This is a genomic window from Paenibacillus ginsengihumi DSM 21568 (assembly GCF_000380965.1).
GTDB lineage: Bacteria > Bacillota > Bacilli > Paenibacillales > NBRC-103111 > Paenibacillus_G > Paenibacillus_G ginsengihumi.
In genome coordinates this window covers 1-22330 of sequence record NZ_KB905583.1, presented here as the reverse complement: position 1 = coordinate 22330, position 22330 = coordinate 1, and the positions used below count along the sequence as shown (strand labels likewise).

General features: G+C 54.3%; 19 protein-coding genes. 18 read left to right on the top strand and 1 reads right to left on the bottom strand.

The window, feature by feature from the left end; all coding sequences use genetic code 11:
* The first annotated feature begins 144 nt into the window (after positions 1 to 144).
* Positions 145 to 1683: a glutamine-hydrolyzing GMP synthase gene (gene guaA / locus F591_RS0117070; protein ID WP_019535840.1), complete on the top strand. Its 1539-nt coding sequence runs from the start codon at positions 145 to 147 to the stop codon at positions 1681 to 1683.
* Between the two features lie 476 nt (positions 1684 to 2159).
* Positions 2160 to 3101 (top strand): serine/threonine protein kinase, encoded by a 942-nt coding sequence (locus tag F591_RS0117065; RefSeq protein WP_019535839.1) that lies wholly within the window; start codon positions 2160 to 2162, stop codon positions 3099 to 3101.
* Here the strand turns inward: F591_RS0117065 and F591_RS0117060 are convergent.
* Complete coding sequence (locus F591_RS0117060; RefSeq protein ID WP_019535838.1) at positions 3064 to 5160, bottom strand: VWA domain-containing protein; 2097 nt, start codon at positions 5158 to 5160, stop codon at positions 3064 to 3066. The genes F591_RS0117065 and F591_RS0117060 overlap by 38 nt on opposite strands.
* Before the next feature lie 333 nt (positions 5161 to 5493).
* Between F591_RS0117060 and F591_RS0117055 the strand changes: the two genes are divergently transcribed.
* The 16 genes from F591_RS0117055 to F591_RS0116975 all read left to right on the top strand — a co-directional run bounded on the left by F591_RS0117055 (position 5494) and on the right by F591_RS0116975 (position 22154).
* Positions 5494 to 7662: a hypothetical protein gene (locus tag F591_RS0117055; RefSeq protein WP_019535837.1), complete on the top strand. Its 2169-nt coding sequence runs from the start codon at positions 5494 to 5496 to the stop codon at positions 7660 to 7662.
* 143 nt (positions 7663 to 7805) lie between these two features.
* Complete coding sequence (locus tag F591_RS0117050) at positions 7806 to 8234, top strand: hypothetical protein (protein ID WP_019535836.1); 429 nt, start codon at positions 7806 to 7808, stop codon at positions 8232 to 8234.
* A gap of 85 nt (positions 8235 to 8319) precedes the next feature.
* A complete protein-coding gene (locus F591_RS0117045; RefSeq protein ID WP_019535835.1) occupies positions 8320 to 8784 on the top strand; it encodes a J domain-containing protein in 465 nt (154 codons plus the stop codon).
* A gap of 48 nt (positions 8785 to 8832) precedes the next feature.
* Complete coding sequence (locus tag F591_RS0117040; protein ID WP_019535834.1) at positions 8833 to 9372, top strand: FHA domain-containing protein; 540 nt, start codon at positions 8833 to 8835, stop codon at positions 9370 to 9372.
* A 51-nt stretch (positions 9373 to 9423) separates the two neighbouring features.
* Positions 9424 to 9945, top strand: a complete 522-nt coding sequence (locus F591_RS0117035) for an FHA domain-containing protein (protein ID WP_026326683.1) — start codon at positions 9424 to 9426, stop codon at positions 9943 to 9945.
* Between the two features lie 68 nt (positions 9946 to 10013).
* Positions 10014 to 10874, top strand: coding sequence for a PP2C family protein-serine/threonine phosphatase (locus tag F591_RS0117030; RefSeq protein ID WP_245581063.1), 861 nt, complete (start codon positions 10014 to 10016; stop codon positions 10872 to 10874).
* Positions 10871 to 12697, top strand: coding sequence for a hypothetical protein (locus F591_RS0117025; protein WP_019535831.1), 1827 nt, complete (start codon positions 10871 to 10873; stop codon positions 12695 to 12697). The genes F591_RS0117030 and F591_RS0117025 overlap by 4 nt, the downstream gene beginning before the upstream one ends.
* Complete coding sequence (locus F591_RS0117020; RefSeq protein ID WP_019535830.1) at positions 12694 to 13983, top strand: hypothetical protein; 1290 nt, start codon at positions 12694 to 12696, stop codon at positions 13981 to 13983. The genes F591_RS0117025 and F591_RS0117020 overlap by 4 nt, the downstream gene beginning before the upstream one ends.
* Entirely contained in the window at positions 13974 to 14675 is a 702-nt protein-coding gene (locus F591_RS0117015; RefSeq protein ID WP_019535829.1) for a hypothetical protein, read from the top strand. Before F591_RS0117020 ends, F591_RS0117015 begins: the two co-directional genes overlap by 10 nt.
* A gap of 16 nt (positions 14676 to 14691) precedes the next feature.
* Positions 14692 to 17340: an acetate and sugar kinases/Hsc70/actin family protein gene (locus F591_RS0117010; protein WP_019535828.1), complete on the top strand. Its 2649-nt coding sequence runs from the start codon at positions 14692 to 14694 to the stop codon at positions 17338 to 17340.
* Between the two features lie 348 nt (positions 17341 to 17688).
* The gene (locus F591_RS0117000; protein ID WP_019535826.1) at positions 17689 to 18459 is read left to right on the top strand and encodes a hypothetical protein; all 771 of its coding nucleotides are present in this window, start codon (positions 17689 to 17691) and stop codon (positions 18457 to 18459) included.
* 36 nt (positions 18460 to 18495) lie between these two features.
* On the top strand, positions 18496 to 19098 hold the full coding sequence (locus F591_RS0116995; protein ID WP_019535825.1) for a hypothetical protein: 603 nt from the start codon (positions 18496 to 18498) through the stop codon (positions 19096 to 19098).
* A gap of 2 nt (positions 19099 to 19100) precedes the next feature.
* Positions 19101 to 20519, top strand: a complete 1419-nt coding sequence (locus F591_RS0116990; protein WP_019535824.1) for a contractile injection system protein, VgrG/Pvc8 family — start codon at positions 19101 to 19103, stop codon at positions 20517 to 20519.
* The gene (locus F591_RS0116985; RefSeq protein WP_051109212.1) at positions 20516 to 21151 is read left to right on the top strand and encodes a hypothetical protein; all 636 of its coding nucleotides are present in this window, start codon (positions 20516 to 20518) and stop codon (positions 21149 to 21151) included. Before F591_RS0116990 ends, F591_RS0116985 begins: the two co-directional genes overlap by 4 nt.
* On the top strand, positions 21152 to 21688 hold the full coding sequence (locus F591_RS0116980; protein ID WP_019535822.1) for an imm11 family protein: 537 nt from the start codon (positions 21152 to 21154) through the stop codon (positions 21686 to 21688).
* Between the two features lie 34 nt (positions 21689 to 21722).
* A complete protein-coding gene (locus F591_RS0116975; protein WP_019535821.1) occupies positions 21723 to 22154 on the top strand; it encodes a DUF4280 domain-containing protein in 432 nt (143 codons plus the stop codon).
* Positions 22155 to 22330 lie beyond the last annotated feature (176 nt).

The following is a 22330-nucleotide window of genomic DNA, read 5'->3' as shown; positions in this document are numbered from 1 at the left end:
CGGCTGGAGCTTCATCAAGCAAAAGCGTGATTTGCAGTAACATTTTAACTTGATGCCGGCGGGGATTGCTGTTTGGGTGTCGGAGGCTTATAATAGTGTCTATTGATTTAGATCGAGACTAGGGCAGGAGGAAACCTTCGAATTATGGACAAGCCGAACGAAATAATTGTTGTGTTGGACTTCGGCGGACAGTACAACCAGCTGATCGCCCGTCGGATTCGCGACCTGGGCGTGTACAGCGAGCTGCTTCCGTACAATACCCCGGTGGAGAAGATCAAGGCGCTGCAGCCGAAAGGCATCGTTTTCTCAGGCGGTCCGGCCAGCGTGTACGGCGAAGAATCGCCGCTTGTCGATCCGGGCGTGTACGATCTTGGCGTGCCGATTCTCGGCATTTGCTACGGTATGCAGATGATGGCTCATCAGCTGAACGGCAAGGTGCAGCGTGCGGAGAAGCGGGAATACGGCAAGGCGGAGGTCGACTTTGCCGACAGTTGCAGCCTGGTGCACGGACTGGAGAAGCGCCAGACGGTATGGATGAGCCACAGCGATCTCGTCGTGGAGCCGCCGGCCGGGTTTGTCATCGATGCCGGAACCGAGCATGCGCCGATCGCGGCCATGAGTCATCCGGACAAACGAATGTTCGCCGTCCAGTTCCATCCGGAAGTGCGTCACTCCGTATACGGTAACGAAATGATCAAAAACTTCCTGTACCGCATTTGCGGCTGCGAAGGCTCCTGGAGCATGGAGACGTTCATTGAGGATACCGTGCGCGAGATTCGCGAGCAGGTCGGAGACAAGAAGGTGCTGTGCGCGCTCAGCGGCGGCGTCGATTCCTCTGTCGTCGCAGTGCTGATCCACAAAGCGATCGGCGACCAGCTGACGTGCATGTTCATCGACCACGGGCTGCTGCGCAAAGGGGAAGCCGAGAGCGTCATGGAGACGTTCGCCGGCAAGTTCGAGATGAAGGTCGTCAAGATCGACGCGCGGGAACGGTTCCTCGGCAAGCTGAAAGGCGTGGACGATCCCGAACAGAAGCGGAAAATCATCGGCAACGAGTTTATTCGCGTATTTGAGGAAGAGTCCGCGAAATTCGATGACTTTGCCTTCCTGGCGCAAGGCACGCTCTATACCGATATCGTCGAGAGCGGTACGGCGACGGCGCAGACGATCAAGTCGCACCATAACGTCGGCGGTCTGCCGGAGGACATGAAGTTCGAACTGGTCGAGCCGCTTAAGGCGCTGTTCAAGGACGAGGTGCGCAAGGTCGGCGAAGAGTGCGGCCTGCCAGCCGAAATCGTCTGGCGTCAGCCGTTCCCCGGCCCGGGCCTTGCCATTCGCGTGCTGGGCGAGGTGACCGAGGAGAAGCTGCATATCGTCCGCGAATCGGACGCGATCCTTCGCGACGAAATCGCCAAAGCCGGCCTGGATCGGGAAATTTGGCAGTATTTCACGGCGCTGCCGAACATGAAGAGCGTCGGCGTTATGGGCGACGCGCGCACATACTCCTACACGGTCGGCATTCGCGCAGTAACCTCGATCGACGGAATGACTGCCGACTGGGCACGCATTCCGTGGGATGTATTGGAGCGGATCTCGGTGCGCATCGTCAACGAGGTGGACAACGTCAACCGCGTCGTCTACGATATCACCTCGAAGCCGCCGGCAACGATCGAGTGGGAATAGCATACTAAAACCCTCTAAGTCCTTGATTTTTAAGGACTTAGAGGGTTTTTGCGCTCTAACGAAAGCTGAACTGAGCGAATAGCTGGTTTGTTTTGAAAACAAAGCACTGATTTTGGTTTTGAGCCGATTTTATAGGATTAATATTAGCTCTCGTTTAAAATCTCCAAAATTTTGAAGCGCTTCACTTAATATCTCTTTTAGCTCTATATGATTTCCAAAAACTAGGGACCGTACACTTTCATCAGACCCATCCAGCAACTCTTTTTCACTGTTTTTGGGGTATCGCTTCATGTGCAAACCAATGTATAATCATGGAAGAAGCACGGACTACGATGACCTGGCCACTATCGACACAAACCGTAGCGCTTGGCAACGCTTCAATGCACGGTGTTGCGATGTGGAATCCGGAAATACTTGTGAAACAACTTACCCTCGGTATTCGAAATTACATTGATCAGGTTTATGGAGGATGACAGGTGAAAGGGCAATTGGCAGGAGAGGGACTGCGCCGGAATTTCCGGCTGGGCGGGAAAGAAACGGAGTCTCTACGGTCATACAAGGTGCGCAGCTTGTTATCAGAAAGCGAGCTGGCTGTCGTATATATAGCCAGGGATCTAGACACGAATACGAAGTGTGTAGTCAAGGAGTTTTTTCCGAAATCGTTGGTACGGCGGGGGGATGACGGAAAGACCGTGCACCGCCTTTCGGGCACTTCCTTTGAGGCCTATGAGGCGTTGCGCGAAGCGTTTATCAATGAGGGGGAGCTCTTGAAGCAGTGCGAGCATCCCGGAATTGTCAAATGTCTGGACCGGTTCGAACAGAACGGGACAGCCTATATCGTTATGGAGTTTTGCCCCGGGGTCACGCTGGACCGTTATATCAGCAGCCTTCCGGAAGCGGCCAAGCCCGGCTTTCTTTACAAGACGATGCTTCCGCTGATGAATGCGCTCGGGCAAATCCACCGGAAAGGAATCATTCACCGGGATCTGAAACCAGGCAATATTTTGATTGACGATCAGGGGCGAGCGAAACTGCTGGATTTCGGTTCTGCCGTCCGTTACGGAGGGCAAGGAGAGTATCCGATTCTGACCACGGCTGGTTATTCCGCCCTCGAACTTTATTCCGGGAAGTCCCGTCAGGGTCCTGCCTGCGATATTTACAGCATGTCCGCTGTCTTGTATTACTGCTGTACGGGCACAGCCCCGCTGGATGTGCGGCAGCGCTTATTCGATGACCGGCTGGCGCCGATGAGGTCTGCGGGGCAAGGGCCGGCATGGCCTTTCCTTGCCAGGGCGGTCCGGCGGGGGCTGGCCGTGGCCCAGAAACAGCGTCCTTCAAACCTCAAAGGCCTGAAGAACGCCATACGTCTCGAATATATGACTAGCTGGTCTGCCCTTCGGCGCCGCCGCTTCGGATGAAGATATTGGTGCTCGGCTTGATCGGCTTGTAACGCAGTTCAATTTCTGTAACGCCGTCCTCGAATGTAATGTACAGCTTGTCATTATATTCGAGGATTTCTTGTTTGTTCTTCAGAATCGGTGTCCGGTTACGCACCAGTGAGCACCGGGTCATATGCTTGACCTTCAGCTTGCCCCCCTTGGCAGGCGTGAACACGATCTGGGCCGCTTCAGGTAACGGCTCATTGACATCCAGAGAGCGGAACAGATCGAGCAGCGTGATTTTCCGCGTTTGGAATGAGGTCAGCGCCCAATATTTGACCGGCACTTCGCTGCCGCTGGCTGTTGCGAGGAAGTAGCCTTCCAGTTTACCGGTGAAAGCCGGCTTCGGCCGCAGCCATAAATACAGGCCTGCCCCGAGGAGAATGGCGGCAAGAGCGCCTGCCGCTGACCAGATGAGAACGGTGTATTTGGAACTCACACTGACCTTCAGCACTGCCTTGGCTTCCGCTCCTTCCGGATCGGTTGCGGTAACGGTGATTTCGGACTCTCCGGTGTTCAGCGGAGAGATCGTAAGTATGCCGTCCGAAAGCCCGGCCTTAACCTTCTCGCTGTTCGCCTCGCTGATTTGATACGTTAACGGGTCCCCGTTCTCGTCGGTAAACAATTCCTCCAGCTTCAGCGACGACTCTCCATCCTCTTTGACCACATGAATATCCTGGCTGCCCGATACGATCGGCGCCGAGTTTTGGATCCATTGTTCTTGTTTGCCCCCTTCCCGGTAAAAGCTTGGACCGTTCATCCGGATATTCCACTCATATGCGGCAGAGTCGGGGAAAATATGTTCCGCGTAATACCGCCCGTCCCGATAATCCATCTTCACATTGACCGTTTCGTTGGATGACTTGTTGGTGATCGCCAGCTCGGCGGTCATGGAAGCGTACACCTCATAATCCGTGACCGGCTCTCCGGCCGGGGTAATGAGGGAGGCTTCGAAATGCACGGGCTTGCCCTTGACCGGCTTGTCGTCGGTTATTTTGGCCTCTGCCTCCAAGGCATAGCTGCCAAGCAGATTGATTTTAATCAGATCCCCGCTCGTTCCCCTGAATTTGATCTGCGCTTTGCCTTTTTCAGGCTGCTTCACTTTGATCAAGGTGTATGTCCCGGACTTGAACATCCGAATGTTTTCCGAGCTGTAATGCAATTGGGCTTCCTTCAGCGGATGCTCCGACAAAAGAATAAGATTGGCTTCCTTCATGCTGGAGTTCGGAATGTCCACCTGCACCTCCTGCAGCTGCCCGGTTGCGGTCACCGCTGCGATCGGCATCAGCACGGATCTCATTTCCACGGCAAAAATGCGATTGAAGATCTCCGGAAGATCAGCGGCACTGCTTGTTATGTACGAAGTTCCGCCTGTCTCCGAGGCGATTCTCTCCAATTCATCGGGGTTTACCGTTCCGTCGTGGTTCAGCCCGATCGTATAGATGGGATATCCGTCTTGCCTGGCTTTCTTGATGGCCGCCTCGATATCCTTGGCGGAATCTTTCTCGGTTCTTCCGGAGGAAGCATTCGGTCCAAAGTCGGTCCCCCCGTCGGATAGAAGAACCATGAACGGCTTGCTGCCGTTGTCCCGATCTCCGGCGGACGCAATATTCAGCAGGTTTCCGCCTGCCTTGAGCCCCAGCCCCAGATCGGTATAGCCGGTGCGGCGCAATGCCTCGATTTCCTGCTTCAGCTTCGTTTTGTTGGACGCCACCGACATCGGGGTGAGCTCTCGCGAGGCTACAATCTGGTGATTGTACGCGATGTAACCGATTCTCGTCCGGCCGGCATCGCTTAGATCCATGAACATGCGGAACAGCTCGCTCGAGATTTTGTCCGGGTCCGCATGGTTCATCGAATAGCTGGTGTCGAGAACAAAGACGGCGTCGAAAGCATCCCCTTCATGTTGATTTTCCGCACTAAAAGCATCGGTTGCTGGTCGAAATGAGGAAAATATCAACGCAAAAATAAAAATCAGGAAATAAGTCCTAGAAACTTTTTTTCTTGTCGTTTTATGTAACCGTAAATGCTGTTTCATTCTCTGATACCTGCCTTTTGTATTAGGATTTATGATCCGTGTCCGGGGGATCTCGATTTATGTATATCTAAGATTATATCGGATACTGGAGAGAATTTTGTATACTAATCCAAAAATTAGGACTATAATTGGATGAAATCCCCTATTTTTTATCCATAAATAGGGCATTAGTCTCATAAACCATCAAATGTTCTAAGTATTGACAAATTATGAGACTTCTGTTTAAGATTAGCTCTAAGGCGAAGGGACCAGCGACCTTGGTCGCACAAACTTGAATAAGCCGACATTTTGCCCGGATGTGTTGCAGGAAACGGGAGGAGGAAATTAAGGCGAATGGACATTATCAATCAAACGAATCGAACGATGCTGTTCGAGGAAATCAATCCCGAGAAACTGGACCTTGTTACGATCGTGGGGGACGTCAAAGGCATCGACAGCTTGAGCGATGACAAAATCAAAGAGATCAACGAGCAGCTTCTGGTACGGAGTTTTGACGAATTTCTGAAGAAATTCTCCCCGACCGTGTATTCATTTTTCAACGCAGCCAACCAGAAGGTGGTCTACACGCTGAAAAAGCCGGAAGGCATCGCCGAGGACGCCATTTCGGAAATCCGGATCGATCAGAACAATGACTTTCTGAAAATGCTGTTTACGCTGATCGACACGAAACGAAGCCAGGGCATGACAAATGTCGATTTCAAATTTGAGAACCTGCTCGACATGATTTCGCCGAAAAAGGTGATGGATGATATCCGCCAGGTTCGGAAAGAAATCCACTATCTGTACGGGGAATATGAAAAGCTGGATGACGAGGATCCGAAAAAGCTGGACATCGGCGACAAACTGAACGTGATGTTCGAGGAGGCCAGTGCCCATTACAACAACGTGATGGCGATGCTTCCGCTCGCGATCGAGGACATCAAGACACGTCTTTTGCTAGGAAAATCCAACGAGGATAGCGATGCGGAAGCGGTACAAATCGGGATGCTGACCATCGGCGATAACGGGGAACTGAAAATCATCGAAGCTCCGAAAAGCGAAAGCACGGATTTGGTGCTGCTGGACGAGGGCGGTTCGAATGACCTTGCGCTGGTGTTCGAGGAGGACTACAACTCCATCACCGAAGCGCCTTCCGGTTACGTCAAGGATCTGGTCGTCCGGACGTTCAGCCCGTTGCCGACGGTACATACGGAAGTGAACTATGAGACCGAAGTGCAAAACTACAACACGTACCTGGAATTTTACAAGACGGCAAAGGATGATTTCGTCAAAACCGTCAAGCCGTTGGTCGAAAAAATTCTTGGCGTAAAAATGTACTTTGATCAGTATGCGGTCAAGAACAAGGGGATGGCGCCGTCCTTGCTGATTACCAACGCCAAGCTGGACATGATGGTGAAGAGCTCGAACATTCCGCGGCTTGAAACGTACCTGAATACGGTCAATGCCAAGAACGATTTCTCGGATACGATCTGGTTCGGCATCGTGCCTTCTGTGGAGCTGGAAACCGCCGGCAAGGTGAAGGTAACCCGCGAGCGTTTCAAAGGCAACGAGAAGGTCGCGAAGCAGGACGGCAATACCATGGAATCGCTTGCTATGCTGCTTCAAGTCGTGAAGGATTTCAAAGTCCAAATCTTCTTCAGCTTCGAAACCGGAGAAGAGACGACGTTCAACAATATGGCGACTGCGGGCATCGAGAAATATATCGACAAATGCGCGCCGCTCATCCGCAAGGAATACAGCGAATATGCCATTCCGTGCATACCGAACTTCACGGTGATTCCGAAGGAGAAATCCGGAGTCGTCCTCGACAGCCGGATGGTTCGCACCGAAAACGGGGCGGAGCTTTCCAAGGAGAAGGAAGATATTCTCAAGCTGTGGATCGAAGGCGTTTATGTCGGTGCATCCTACGTCGCTGCAGGGCTGGTGTCCGCATATCAGTGTCCGGAATACTTGAAGGAATCCTTCAAGAATACGAGCAAGGAATTCCCGGGCGTGCGCTTCGATATCGAGGCGGGGGACAACAGCTTGCGCGCGGTCACAACGATGGCGAAGGAAATCACGGGCTTTACGAACACGATCAAGGATGCGATCAACCGCAGAAACTTCGGCTTTATTTTCTCCTCGGAGAATGCGCAGCTGCAAGGAAAGGAAATTCGCCGCATTACGGTTTACAAAGCAAGAAGCCTGGCCGCTTCGGAGGATGGTTTCGATTCCATATACAAGACCCTGGTGAGCACATACATAGAGCGGATTTTGAGATTCCAGACGGCCGACTTCAAGCATGAAAATATTATCAAGTTTTTCAGCAACAATCCGACAAGCCAGAAGAGCATGTGGCTGGCCAAGCGCGGGTTCATCAACTCGATCATCTATGACGGCGATGATATGAACTACGTCATCGACGAGAAGAACAACCTTTGCCACATCGACCTGATTTACAACGGCAATGTGAAGAATCTCGAAGTGATGATCACCAAGGGGACCAGTCCCGTTAAAGTCTAGGGAACACTAACGGTTCCCACCTGGAAACAAACGAATAGTTGTGTTATGTGGAGGGCGTGCCTTCCACGGCCCGCCCTTTTACATATACCCGGGCAGGGCTTGTCCTTGCCTGAAATCTATTCATCTATCAAGGAGGATTTAGAATGGGATTCAGATTGAAGGTTGAAGGCGCCGAAGTAATCGAGCTTGGAATGGACAACATCCAGAAGGTGATCTACGACACGGATACGCCGGACGATTCCAACGCAAGATCGACGGATGTTGGTTCCACGCTGAAAATCATCGGTAAAGTTATTACTGCCGTTGACGGAGACAAAGCGGACGACACGCTGAAGCTGGCGCAATGGTCTCTGGTGCCTGCCGAGAAGGCAGACTGTTACCGCAAACTGACTCTTGAAGTCATTGCAGCAGATCAAGTTGTACGGGAGATTTACTTCCCTAACGCATTTGTTGTCGATTACAAAGAAACGTTTGGCGATACCGAGGGCGTAGGCCAATTCGAGCTTTACGTCAAGCAAAAGAAAGACAAAACCGAACTGGCGACACTGAACGGCGGATACGCTGCAGATTAATCGGGACTCATACGATGCGCGTAAATCTCAAGAGGTTCTGCCTCTTGAGATTTACTATACCCAGTGACGAAAGCAGGTCATAGCCTTGGCGAATTACTACGAATGTCTCGGGGTCGCCCGGGACGCCGCAGCGTCCGAAATCCGGCAGGCTTACCGCAAACTGGCCAAAAGATATCATCCTGACGTGAACGGCGGAGATCCGCAGGCCGCGGCAAGATTTAAGGATGTTGTGGAAGCTTACGAGACATTGAGCGATGAAGGAAAACGGGCCGCCTATGACGAGAAATTGGCCCGGGAGAGCTTTGCTTCCCGGGAACAAGCGGGGAACGAGAAAGCGGGAGCAAACGGCCGGCAAGCCGCCGGGAATGCTGCCGCACAAGCGAATCCGTTCGATCCGGGGCGGGTGAAGGAGCATTTTGAACAGTTCTTCGGCATGCCGCCCAAAGGAAAGGGCGATGCGGGAAAAGCCGGAGGCAGCAACGCTAAATCGCGGAATCCGCTGGATACGACGGACATTTTCAATCACTACTTTGGAAAACGAAGCAAATAACGGTATGCATCATAACCTGGCATACAACTCTTGACGGGGGTAGCGGATGTGAAAACGGAGAGATCCGGATGGATCACAGTGATTGATCTGTTGATATATGCAATATTGGCCGGAATGGTGCTATACGCCATGCTCCGCCCTTTGCATTACACTTTGCAAATATCCGCCGTCGCGGTATCGGCAGTGATCGCCTCGTTCCTGATCTGGACCGGACGCCGTTCCGGGCGGGAGCCCGAAAACGGTGCGGAGGCAATCTCGAAAGTGATATTGATCGATGAATATGGCGAACGCATCAAGGAATGGTTCATCAAAGGGGAAGTTTCGGTTCTCATCGGCAAAAATTCGCACCGCGGCGAGGTTGATATAGATTTATCCGACTGCGAATATGCCTCGCTGGTCAGTCAGGAGCATGCCGTGTTGAACCGGGTCGGAAGCGACTGGTTCATCGAGGACGCGGACTCCGAGAGCGGCACGGGCATTCGCAAAGCGGGACGCAGCGATACAAAACGGCTCGCGGCGGAGGAGCCCGAGCGTATCGGTTCCGGTGACATGATTTTTATTGCCAATACGCGTCTTTTGGTCAAGTGACCGGCAGAGCGAGAAGAGTATACATACATTTTACGGGGGATTGAGCAGAACATGAGCTTGACGAGATGCCTTAACGGACACATGTTCAGCACCAGAAAACACGGAAGCACTTGCCCATATTGCAATACGACCGTGGAGCAGCCCGCGCGGAATGACGCCCGCAGGCAAGTGGCAGCTGCAGCGGAGATGGATGAGAAGACGATGCCCTATTTGGGCGAAACGACGGGGATTCAGCCGGTCACCGGCTGGCTGGTTTGTGTGGAAGGCCCTCAAATGGGTCAGGATTACCGGATTTTGGCGGAGAAAAATTTTATCGGCCGGGCGGAGGAAATGCAAATTCGGATTATCGGGGACAATACGGTGTCCAGAAGGAATCATGCGGTGATTGTCTATGATCCCAAGAAGCGGAATTTTTACTTGCTGCCGGGCGATGCTTCAGGGCTTGCTTACCACAACAACGAAGCGGTTTATACGCCTGTTGAATTGAACGCCTATGATCTGATCCAGCTTGGAAAAAGCAAATTCGTGTTTGTCCCGCTCTGCGGAACTCATTTTGAGTGGGATAACGGTTAGGACGGATGAGGAGTATGGGCAACGAGGCTTTTTTCGATTCTTACGGGATCCTGGCAGCTGCGTGGATAATGGTTGCATTGCTGCTCGTCGTGAGAAACAGACTCAAAGCCGGGTTAGCGGCGGAAAACGGCGGCAGCGGCGGCGGTAAACGCACGTCCGGTGCGGACGCGGGCAGATTCGGGCCAACCGTTGCGGGCGGGGTCAGGATCGGTAATGCGCAAACAATCGGAAGACGTCAGGAACAGGACGATTATTTCGCCACCTCGACCACGCAGACAGGTACGATGGCTGTCATTGCGGACGGAATCAGCGGCGTGTCCAACGGACGCATGGCCAGTACGCTCGCCGTTACTATGTTCTCCAAGGAATATTTGAAGGTGAATGAACCCGGTGAGATTCCCGGCTTTTTTCACAAAGCGGCATTGATGAGCAATCGGGCGATTCTGGAGCAGCTGGGCGGGGCGACGGGCGGTACGACACTGGTCGTTGCTGTTGTGTCCGGGGACCTGCTGCACTGGGGCGCGGTCGGAGACAGCATGCTCATCCTGTTCCGGGACGGGGAACTTATGCACGTGAACACCAAGCATACGCTGGAAGGCGTGCTGGAGGCCAGGTATCTTGCAGGAGAAATTACGGAGGAGGAAGCGCGGAACAATCCGCAGCGGAATCATCTGGTCAATTATCTCGGATACGGCGGCTTTAAAAGCATGGAGGTTGGCGATCCGGTGGAGCTTCGTCCGGGGGACACGGTCATTTTGTGCAGCGACGGGGTTTACGACACGTTAACCGAGGTGGAGCTGGAGCAGATCCTGTTCCGGAAGCTAACGCCCCAGGAGACGGCGGAGGAGATCATTTCTGCGGTCGACGCCAAGGGCTACAAGCATCAGGATAACGCGACGATCATCATCTTGGAGAAGGGGGACGCATGAGGAAGGAAAACAGCGATTTCAAGACGGCCTTTGTCTCCGAGGCGGGGTCACATCTGGATAACAGGGACTACTTTGCGTTCGTCGAGCTGGACGATCTGGCGTGCTATGTCATCGCGGACGGGCTGGATACCGACAAGGAAGTGCGCAGTGCGGAAATGGCGGTCAGCGTCATTCTTGAAAACTTCATGGAGTCGCCTTCCCTGTCGCGCAGAAAGCTGAAGGATCACCTGGAGACCGCCCATGAATGGCTCAAATTCGAAAGCCGCCGTGTCCGGCTTAAGGCAAGCGTGCTGGTTGTCATTACCGATTACACGCGAATGATTTGGGGGAGCTGCGGGAATGCGCGGCTCTACCATTTCCGGGGAGGCCGGCTCAATTTCCGATCCAGGGATCAGAGCTTGTCCCAGCTGCTCCTGGACCAGGGAAGAATCTCGGAAGATCGGGCAGGAACCCATGAAGAACGCGGAAACCTGTTGAATTATATGGGCAGACCGGATACGTTCGAGCCGTTCATTTCGAAGAAAACGCCGCTTGCCGACGGCGATGTGCTGCTGCTTTGCACGCCAGGCATCTGGGAGGAGGTCGAGCTTCCGGAATTGCTCGATGCCCTGGCGGATTCCAGCGACCCCGAAACGTTGACGGATACGCTGGAGGAGCTGGTGCTCAGCAGACAGCGGAGCTCCGTAGACAACTACACGGCCGCTGCGGTGTATGCCAACAAAATCTTTGCGGAAAAGCCGAAAAACCGAAAGAAATGGATCCTGCGGATTGCGATGATGCTCCTTGCCCTGGCGCTGGCCGGAGGAGGCATCTGGTACGCGAAGTACCGGCAGGCCGTCAAAATCGCGGAGGCGGTTGTCCAGATGACCGAGTTTGAGCAGGATGGCGACGGATACGCGGCGGCGGGGGATTACGCCAAGGCGCTCAAGGCTTACAGCGAGGCGAAAAATGCGGCAAGCAAGGTGAAGGACAAGCTGCATTTTCAGCTGATCCGGGGCAAGCAGCGCGTGGCCCAGGCCGTAACCGACGGCGACGGGTATGTGAAAGACGGCGAATATGATATGGCCGTGGAGAGCTACAACAAGGCGCTGGAGGATGCGGACGATTACAAGGTGTTCAAGCCGGAGCACATCAAGGAACGAATCGACCGTAGCAGAACGATCTCGAAGCTGGCCGAGGCGATCGCCGAAGGCGAGAAGCAGCTTCTGGCCCAGGATTACAACGGGGCGCTTAAGACGTTTAACGAAGCCAAGTCCTTGGCCATCGCCGCCGGTTACGACGCCGGCATGAAGCAGGCGGACGAGAAGATCAAGCAGGCCCAGGAGAAGATCGACAATCTGACCCGGGAGACGAAGACGCTCCGGGCGGACAACCTGGAGAAGAAGGGCGACCGCAGCTTTGAAGCGGAGGACTATGCCGGAGCGATGGAAGCATACGCGCAGGCCCAGGAAATATATCAGGAAATCGAGAAGCTGGAGCGGGTGCTGGCGATGGAACGCAAGATCGCCAAGGCGGACGAGAAGCTGAACCCGATCCTTCCGGCAGCGCAGACGCCGGATGCGGGAGCTGCAGCACCATCAGCGGCGGCGCCTTCAGCATCGGCAGCTTCGGCGCCATCGGCAGCCGCATCGGCGGCTCAGGCAGCCCGGGCGGAAGCGGCAACGGGAACGACTGCCGGCGGAAACGGCGGCGGGAGCCAGGCGGGCGGCAAGGAGAACGGCGGCAACGCAGAGGGACGGCAGGCAGAGGGTGCAGACGATAAAGGCGCGGAAGCGGAGACGGAGCCGAAGTCGGAAACGACGGAAGGAGGAACCGAATCATGAAGGAGTTCATCATGGATCGGCTGGCCAAAATGGAGGATTTGCAGCAGCGGAGCGTGCTGCGGAATCTGATGAGCGGTATATTCCTGAACCTGGTGGAGCATCAGGAGGAGATGAACCGCCGGCTGGAACGGCGCGTGTTCGATGAGGTCACGGATCATGGGGAGAAGCATGACCTGTTCGTCTCCATGTGCCGGAGAGAGGACTGGGATCCGCTGCATGATTATTTGTTTCCGATGCTGCCGGAGGATACGCAGCCGAGAAGGATCGATCTGAAGGAGGTCATCGCCGGATTGAGAGAAGGCGGGGAAGTGACGATTTCCCCGTTGTATCTGGAATGCGGCTATTCGCTCATTCGGCGGCTGCTGCTGAGCGGCAGAACCTTCGGCGGCATGCTGCGCACCGATAAAGGGCTGTATCCGGTTCGGGCGAAGCTGGAGCGCAATATGGCATATATACAGGAAATCGAGAAGCTGTACCATATCTTTTTGCGGAACGGACTGCCCTGGAAAACGGTAAATCATCCCTACGCCTACAAATTCGTCAATGTCGTATTGATCGGGGTAGACGGCAGCATGGGTCCGGATGAGGAAGTGCTGGAGCTGACCGTGCATCTGGAGGAGTACGAAGCCTATAAACGGGCGGATCTCGTTCCGCTGTGGAACATTCAACGGCTGGAGATGAACACGGTCGGATTTCCAATGCCGGCAGGGGACCATATCCATTTCGAGCATGTGCTGCCCCTGAACAAGAGCGGTTTGCAGCACGGCTATCTGGTGGATACGGACGATCCGAGCATCCGGTACATCAAACGTTCTCCGGGCGAGCTGACGATTGTGTCATCGCATGAAAATTCAAATGCCTGGCAGATCCTGAAGCTGGTTGAACCGGTGCAGTCGGGAATGAGCAAGCAAAGCTATCCTTTGATGTCCAATCGGCAGCGGTCGGATTTTATCGGGAATTTCGGGCGCAGACAGGCGCAAATCGTCCGTTCCAAGGGAGAGATTACGCGGCTGATTCATTCCTACGACATTTCCGATTGGCTGGAGCTGGAGAAGATCGCTATCCTTCCGCCCGGGGACGATGAGGGTGTGGTGACGTATGAGCTGAACCGGTTCATCAGCGATGAAGTGCGGGTGGATAACGGGAAATGGCGGATGCGCCTGACGTTCGGTAAACAGAAGCTGGCCCGGGAACTGCAGTACTTGGCGGAGGATCTGGTCAGTTTCCTGGTGTCCGAGGTTCAGCTGCTGTTTCCGGAATACCGCTGCGAAGGAGAATGGGCTTGAATTACATTTGGGATTTGCTCATTAAAGCGCAGGAAGCCGGGATCGGCAAGGAACAGATCGTGTTTGTCCCCGCCCAAGTTTATTCGCCGTACATGGAACTCAGTCTGGCTGAGCTGAATGCGAAGCCGGGGGAGCACGGTATCGAGGTGGAGGTGAACCCCCATTATCGCTTTCCGGACTTGTTCGACGGCTTGCTCGATATCAATTTGACCGAAAATGAAGAGCTCAGGCGGACCCTGACCGATATTTTGCTGCATTTTCTGGCCGAGCTTGATCTGACACAGGGCATGAACCGGCGGGAATTTTATATCCGGTTTGTTCTGCGGGATATGGAGGCCGGCTCGTTCGGCGACAGAGTTAAAGAAGGGCTGGGCCTGTTTTCGCGGGAAGAGCGGGATTTGATCGCGGAAGCGGTTTTGCGGATGTATGAAACCGGGGAGCCCTTGCACCTGCTCAGAAGCACTGTGGGGAAGGTCTTCCCTCGGTCCACCATTTATGTGAACAGCGAAGAACGGGATGAAATGCTGTTTTATATCGGGCAAAAAAAGAATGAGCAGCGGCTCCGGAAGCTGGAGCTGCTGATGGAGCTGTTCCTTCCGGTCCGATACCGTACCGAGGTGTACTGGGAATACCATGTCGGCATTCTGGATGCCGATGAAACGATGGTTCTGGACCGGATTGCGATGTATTGAACGGAGGAAAAAGCGCATGAGGGGATTTAAGCTGTATACCGATTCTTCCAGTCAGGAGCGTGTGCGCGGGAAGGTGCGTTACTCGCGGGAAGAGCTCGCAAGCATGACGACCTTCCAGCTGCGGAATATTTGCTACAGGGAGCGGCTGGTCGAAGGGCTGAATACGCGGCTGGATCGCGAGGAGACGATCCGCGTCATTCTGAAGTATTTGGGCGCGGACGAGCAGCTCCTGATTACCTCGGCTTTCGAAGGCGGGTTCGACCGGGTACAGACGGCGGTACGCAAATATATGCAGGGCCCGTTACAGGGGGACGGCGGCATTCGCGTTCCGGCCCGCATCGTCCTGTATTCCGGCCTTGCGGTAGACCGTTCGGACGGTTACAAGGTGGAGGCGCCCGCCGGTTTTGCGGACACGAATGTGCTCCTCGTCAACGAGCGGATGGAGCTGTGCGGCATCTTGCAGCTTCGGAAGGATGAGGAAGGGGACAGCGGCTATTATCTTGCGGCACACCGCAGCAGCGAATGGAAGATGACGGGCAATCGGCAGTACAGCCTTCTGTTCTTGCCCAAGCGCGAATCGGCTTATATATTCCAGACCTATTACGAACAGCGGGGACTTCCTCCGGTCCACCTCCGGTATTATAAAATTCCGCTGGCCGATCTGGAGATTCGTAAGCTGCAGAAGACCGACGCCGTGCTGGCGATCGACTTTGGCACCTCCAACACGACGGCAGGCGCTTTTCTGTACCCGGGTTATGCCGAATCCCTGTCCAGTCTGGATACGTTGAACGGACATATCCGGCTGAACGAGGTTAATTTCGTCAAATTCCCCGATCCCACCTACCGCAAAACGGAATGGACCGAAGCGCTCCCCACCGCGGTCAGCGTCCTGGATTGCTCAGACCCTTCGGAGGTGCGGTTCCAATTCGGTCACGAGGCGTTGTTAAATCTTCGGCGCAGCGGATACAGCAGCCGGGTGACGATATTCCAGGGGATGAAACGCTGGGTGAACGATTTCCGGAAGCCGGTCGAATTGATGGACGCGGAAGGGAATACGGCCGTCGTTTCTCGGAGCGATATTTTGCGTGCATACCTGGAGTATGTAATCGCGATGGCCGAGCATCAGTTCAAGTGCCAATTCAAGCACTTGCATTTTACCACCCCGGTCAAGATGAAGGCGCCTTACCTCGATATGTTCGAGGAGCTGCTTCCGGATTACCGGATCGAGCGGGCCGATGCCCTCGATGAAGGAATGGCGGTGCTGTACAACACGATTGCGGACGGGCTTGAGCGGAACGTCTTTGTCGAAGGCGAAGAATATCAGGCACTGGTCATTGACTGTGGCGGCGGAACGACCGATTTGTCCTCCTGCCGGTTTCGGATCGAGGACAGCCCGATTTCCTATAAAATCGAGATCGAAGCGGCCTACGAAAACGGGGATACCTATTTTGGCGGGAACAATATTACATACCGGATTATGCAGTATATGAAAATCATGTTTGCCGACTACTACACGGGCGGCAGACGCAAGCGGACCGACATCGACGATCTGATCGGCATTCCCGGCAACGAGCTGTTTCGGGTGGTGGACGAGCAGGGCAAGGATGCGGTCTACGCGGAGCTGGAGCGGCGTTACAAGGAAGCCGAGGCGGTGATCCCGACCGCGTTCGCGCTCTATGAAAACCGCTCCCGGGATGAGTATTTGCGGGTACGCGGCAATTTTTATTTCCTGTGGGAGATCGCCGGGCAGATGAAGGAGCAGTTTTTCCGGAAAACCGGGGTGCTGATGAACCGGTTTGATACGGAGCTGGGCGGCCCGAAGGACAATCTCCTGCACATTACGACGATGGAGCGCTGGTTCCTGTCCGTGTCCCGCGGCGGAGAGCTGAAGGACGAGTACGAAATTCCGGACGTCGTCTTCAACATCAAGGAGATTACGCAGCTGATCAAGGGCGATATTTACGATGTGGTGCGGAAGTTCCTGGACGACTATTACCGAGAAGGCGTGCTCGGGAACTACTCGATTATCAAGCTGACCGGGCAATCGTGCCGGATCGACGTGTTCCGCGAGGCGCTCAAGGAATTCGTGCCGGGGCGGAGCATCGAATTCCGGCAGAAGCCGGCGGAGGGCCGGGTTCCCGAGCTCAAGCTCGCCTGCCTGCGCGGAGCGATCCGATATCTGAACGCCCGCAAGGCAGGGCAGATCGAAACGAGCATGACGACGCAGGCCGCCGTCATTCCGTATTCCGTCTGCGCGTTGACGCACAACGGCCGGGAAGTGGAGCTGATCAGCCCGCTGGAGCGCAGCAACGGAGCGCCGGGCATGATCTCGCGCCCGTCCGGCGCAGCGCAGTTGGAGCTGTTTCTGCGCGGCGGCGACGGAACCTTGCGGCAGCGGTATATCTATCATAACCGGCCGGAGGAGTACAGGGAGGTGTTGTTCGAGGACATCCATGCCCAGTACGGCGGCCGCATCAGGCAGGACGACACCGACTCCATCGTCAACGGGGAGACGAAATTTTTCGTCTTCGCGGACGAAAGCCATTGGGGCTTTCACGTGCTCCCGATCGCACGCAAGGACGAGCGCCTGTACGTGGGACGCAGGGAACTGCTCCCGTTCGAGAACGAACGGTCGGAGCTCGATTATTTTGACGGGATGAAGTAGGGAGCAGGGGCGAAGGTGCGGGGCATGCTCGCGGCGTGCTCGCGGCATGGCGCCGATTGCTTGGCGCGGCCGAACTGATCGAGAAATTGACGGAAAAGCTGGGAATCGACCGCTGTGCGGCAGCCATTCAGCAGCTCGATAAGCGGAGAGCCCAATTGAAAAGGTTGAGCCGGTAAGCCGTAGCTTTTTTCTTATATAGACACCCATGCCGCCTTGCACGGCACCACCAGAAGATGAAAACGGGCCGCCCGCCCTGGGGGCTATTTTCAAGATCGGGCGGATGTGGCAAGAATCGTATGAAGCGATCAGAAGAGCGCGCGAATCATAGAACGGGAAAGGAGGAGGCCGTTGTTTACCCATATCATACCGAAGTTTGAGAAGGGCCGGGTTTTGAAGACACGGATGCTGGAAAATCTGCGGGATTTCCCGCGTGAATTCACGGACGTGATGTTCCGGGAATATGTCGATGGCATCGTGACGGGGGCGGAGATTGAAGTTGCGGCCGACCGCTTGATCATCTCCCCCGGGATCGTCAAACATCAGGGCAGACTGTACCTGCTCCATGAGCCGGTCACTATGCCTTACGAAACGACAGGCCGGGAGAAGTCGGTGAAGATTCGCTTCCATGAAGGGAAGCAAGAGCATGACTGGATCAGCCACGGGAGCGAAATCGTGATGGACGAACTGGTGGAGCCAGGGCCGGCCGAGCTGGAGCTCTGTCGCTTCAAATTGAAGGAGGGCGCGAGGCTGCGCCAGGACTACCAGAGCTTCCGGGACCTGGCGACCGAGTTTAACACCGTAAACCTGCTTCACGTCAAGTACGCGCTGCCCGGAAAAAGCACCTTGTCGCCGGTCATCCTGCGTTATTTTGCCGATGAACTGTTGCGCCGGGGGAGCCAGGAGCCTTACGACCTCATGTTCGGCATGATGTGTTTAAACGAAGGCGTCCTCAACCGGGACGTCATTCTGCATTACATCACAAGCCGCCTCGGCATCGGCTTCCGCGACTACACCAATGTAGAGCTCCATAAACATCTGGCCCGGATTCTCGATACGATTCGCGGCGGCGGCCGGATGGGAGGGGGCGCGAGCGGGAGTTTGAGGGTGATTGTGGATTAGGGGTTTCATCAAATCACGGTAAGGGAGAGAGTATAGATGTCATTCATGGATGAGAAAATTACGAGGTTTATCATCGAAGCGGAGCAGGCGATGACCCCGCGCTCCATTAGCGAGGGGCCTGTCAAAATTGGTAAGCGGTACTATGATTTTCAAGTGCATTCTTTTTATGAGAACAAGCTGACTGTCTATCTGCCGGTTGATTTTGAGGAAATGCCCAAGGAAGCCCGGGCGATCAAGTACCCCCATGAACAACGCCCGGAAATTATCCGTTCGGATGCAGCAGGATCTATCAATTTCACATTCAAACGCATCGACCATGAACTCGAGGATGAATGGGTCGAGGAATTAACGGCCGGCATGCGAACGATGATTGCGAAATCGAACCCTTCTCATGTGTTTTACGAAACCGGAATCAAGCAGGCCCGGGACGGCAAGCCGGTAGGATTCTTCGAGTTCAAAAGCATGGTACTGGACGGATCGCTGTTTAACATGATGTTCTTTCTGGAAATGGGGGGAGAAGTTCTGATGGGAACCTTCTGCTGCCCTTATACGGACTATCCGGATTGGAGAGACATTGCATACCAGGTGATTGAAAATATAGCTGTCGTGCAGGATCCGAACGGTCAGGAGGGTGAGTAAGAATGAACGAAACGGTAACAATCCATTCTTCGGCAAATCTTTCGGTATCGAATTATCAGTTTGAACGAATTACCGAGTTCCGGCTGACTCGAACAGTGAACGATCACGCGAAGATGACCGTAAGCGGGCTTGTTCCCGAAGAAATGCTGGACAAGTATGTGGAACGGTTGGAGGCCAACGAAAACCTTGAAGTGAAGCTGCGCGAGAGCGGCAAGGATATCGTGATCTTCTGCGGTCCGGTCACCAATATGAAGGTGGAAGCGGTCAGGGATGTCCGCAGGCTGATGATTGAAGCGCACAGCTCCACGATCAACATGGATTACCGGAAAGAAAGCCGTTCGTTCCAGAATAAGCAGATGACCTATAAACAGCTGTTCGAGCGTGTAATGTCGGCGTATCCGAAGGCGGATTTCAAGGATATGGCGACAGACGGGCAGGCGATTGGAACTCTGCTTGTCCAGTACAAGGAGACAGACTGGGCATTTATCAAGCGGCTCGCCTCCCACTTTCATGCACCGTTGATTCCGGCAAGTTCGCATTCCGGGATCAAATTTTATATCGGACTGCCCGAATCCGGACAGCCCAAGAAGCTGGAGGCATACAACTATACGGTCCATAAGGATCTCCGCGATTATCAAATCAGATTGGAAAACGGGGTCCAAGGCCTCCAGGAACACCACAGCCTCAGCTACTCCGTGAGCAGCCATCAATGGCTGGAGTTGGGGAGCGCGGTCACGTTCCAGGGGCGGACGATGTATGTCAGCCATGCGGAAAGCAGCATTCAGCAAGATCTGTTGTGCCATGTGTATGAGTTGAGAGACCGCGGCGGACTGCGCTGCCGTACAACGTATTGTTATGCGCTGGCGGGCACATCGCTGTTCGGGGAGATTTTGGATGTGGCCAAGGACAAGGTCAAACTGAAGCTTCAGATCGACAGCGATCAGCCGGTGAATGAAGCGATGTGGTTTCCTTACTCGACCGTCTATTCTTCGCCGGACGGCAGCGGTTGGTATTGCATGCCCGAGATTGGGGATGAGGTGCGGCTTTATTTTCCGGATGAACAGGAAAAGAACGCATTTGCGGCAAGCTCGGTCGATAAGGATTCATCGGATCCGACGAGACGAAGCGATCCTTCGGTCAAAAGCATCAGCACGAAATACGGCAAGCAGGTGATTTTCAAGCCGGGGGCGATCGAAATTATTGCCGGCGGCCAGCTGCTCATGAAGCTGACGGACGACGGCGGGATTGAAATCAACAGCGACAAGAAAATTTCGCTGAACGCGGCAGAGGACATCGAAATCAACGGCGGCGCCAAAATTTTGCTGCAGGGCGAAAGCGGCATCGAGATCGTCCAGGCCAATGCCACGATGAAAATCGAGGATGAGGTGACGCTGACCGGCGGCCGGGTGAACATCGAATGAGACCGGTGATGGATCGGGATGCGGCGCTGGGCGATTTTCTGGAAAAGCATGTGCTTGAGCGGTGGCAGGAAGATCTGTTGGCGATCAACGACGCTTATATGGAGAAGCAGGCGCAAATTGAAGCGTCATTTACCGGAGCGGTGGACAGGGTGTGCAGAAAAGCGGCGGAACTGCAGGCTCAAGGAAGAAAAGGCGAGATTCAGTACATCTATTTGTCCTTATTGCGGACGAGCGTGAGAGAACACCGCGCAGAATACCGGATCGATCTTTACGATTCGCGTTGGTTTCTGGACTCTGAGGAGTGTGCGGGAAGTTGGCAGGCGGATTTTATCTTCACGCCACTGTTCCAGCGCTTTGCCGGACTTCCCACGGTGAAGCGCGAATATGCCCGCAAAGTGACCGATATGGATATCGAGCGGATTTTGCAGCTTGAGGCGGTTCGGTATCATTTTTTGGCGATCGAATTTATGAGAAGTCTGGTTCCTTCTTTGCTGGAAGGCGAGGGGTATCGTCAGATGGGCAAACACCCCGAAATCTGTATTTTGGCCGGAGAATACCGGGATCAGAGCGAGATTTTGTACGGGGGACCGGAAGGTGTGCAAGAAAAAGATGAAGCGGAGGTGAGATTCTGAGTGGATTACTTTGTGATGGAGCAGGACGAGCGGTATGCGGAGTTTCCCGTGTTGCAGGATGTGAGGCAGCATATCGATATCCGGCATGTGAACCGGCTGCAGGCTCATCACCTGGCGGATACGACCGTTTTTCAGGTGAAAGCGTCGGCCGAGGCGGAGTATCTGGATGTGCTCACCACGCAGTTGTATCTGGTTTCGGAGAAAATGAAGCAGATCATCGAAATGTATGAACCGGACTGCCTGTTCAAGCTGATTCCTTTAATGAACCGGGAGCTAGGGAAGCAGAAGCTGTATTACCTGCCGCTTTTTGCTGAGGTGGAAGCGTTAAGTCCTTCGGCAGAGTTTAACCTGGACCGCAGCGTAATCCGAAAACTCGTGCTTCAGGAAGACAAGATCAAGGGGAAGCGGATTTTTCGGGTGAAAGAAAGCGAGAAGCCGCTTATTGTCGTCAGGCTGGATGTGGCCGAAAGTATGCTGCGCCGGGATTTGGTGGGAGTCGGGTTGAAACGGGTGCCGGTAGAAAAAGTCGGACCGTAACAAGATTAAATTTGGATACACGGGAGGGAATGGGATGTCGGACATCAGCGAATATGTCGTTCGCGGCGCGGAGATTTGTTGTAATTACGGGTCGCATCCACGGAAATTGAATCTGCCGGTGAGTCATGGTTCTTTTGTGAATGGGCAGCCGATGATGAACGAGACCGATTGTAAGCCGGAGGTTAATATCTCGCATTTCGGAATTTGCAATCATCCGGCCAATACGAGCGGGGAGCAGGTGTATTTAATACTTCCGGATGGCACTCGGGCAAGAGGGAAGCCTTGCCAACTGCTGCTGACGGGAGAGCCCTGGACCAGAACCAAGGCAACGGTAAAGGTGGACGGGCAATCTGCCTTGACTACGCAATCGTTGCTGTTCTGTACGGTTGGGGGAAATATCCGGTTTATCAACAGCGGGCAGCATGAGGGAACTGGGAAGGACGCGGCACGCAACACTCAAAAATGAAGCATACATACCGGAGGGCTGGGACAGCATGAGCAGTGATGCGAACGGAGGCTGACGAAGGTGACGGGATATGAGCAGCTGAGGATCGTCTCACCTTACCCGATCAAAATCATCGAAGAGATCCGCCTGGACTGGAAGCCGAATGAACACGGGAAGCTGATCGTGCGGGGCCTGGT

Coding starts and splice junctions, on each gene's coding strand:
- guaA (WP_019535840.1), top strand. CDS start 145: ATGGACAAGCCGAACGAAATAATTGTTGTGTTGGACTTCGGCGGACAG.
- F591_RS0117060 (WP_019535838.1), bottom strand. CDS start 5,160: ATGAAACAGCATTTACGGTTACATAAAACGACAAGAAAAAAAGTTTCT.
- F591_RS0117055 (WP_019535837.1), top strand. CDS start 5,494: ATGGACATTATCAATCAAACGAATCGAACGATGCTGTTCGAGGAAATC.
- F591_RS0117050 (WP_019535836.1), top strand. CDS start 7,806: ATGGGATTCAGATTGAAGGTTGAAGGCGCCGAAGTAATCGAGCTTGGA.
- F591_RS0117035 (WP_026326683.1), top strand. CDS start 9,424: ATGAGCTTGACGAGATGCCTTAACGGACACATGTTCAGCACCAGAAAA.
- F591_RS0117030 (WP_245581063.1), top strand. CDS start 10,014: ATGGTTGCATTGCTGCTCGTCGTGAGAAACAGACTCAAAGCCGGGTTA.
- F591_RS0117025 (WP_019535831.1), top strand. CDS start 10,871: ATGAGGAAGGAAAACAGCGATTTCAAGACGGCCTTTGTCTCCGAGGCG.
- F591_RS0117020 (WP_019535830.1), top strand. CDS start 12,694: ATGAAGGAGTTCATCATGGATCGGCTGGCCAAAATGGAGGATTTGCAG.
- F591_RS0117015 (WP_019535829.1), top strand. CDS start 13,974: ATGGGCTTGAATTACATTTGGGATTTGCTCATTAAAGCGCAGGAAGCC.
- F591_RS0117010 (WP_019535828.1), top strand. CDS start 14,692: ATGAGGGGATTTAAGCTGTATACCGATTCTTCCAGTCAGGAGCGTGTG.
- F591_RS0116995 (WP_019535825.1), top strand. CDS start 18,496: ATGTCATTCATGGATGAGAAAATTACGAGGTTTATCATCGAAGCGGAG.
- F591_RS0116990 (WP_019535824.1), top strand. CDS start 19,101: ATGAACGAAACGGTAACAATCCATTCTTCGGCAAATCTTTCGGTATCG.
- F591_RS0116985 (WP_051109212.1), top strand. CDS start 20,516: ATGAGACCGGTGATGGATCGGGATGCGGCGCTGGGCGATTTTCTGGAA.
- F591_RS0116975 (WP_019535821.1), top strand. CDS start 21,723: ATGTCGGACATCAGCGAATATGTCGTTCGCGGCGCGGAGATTTGTTGT.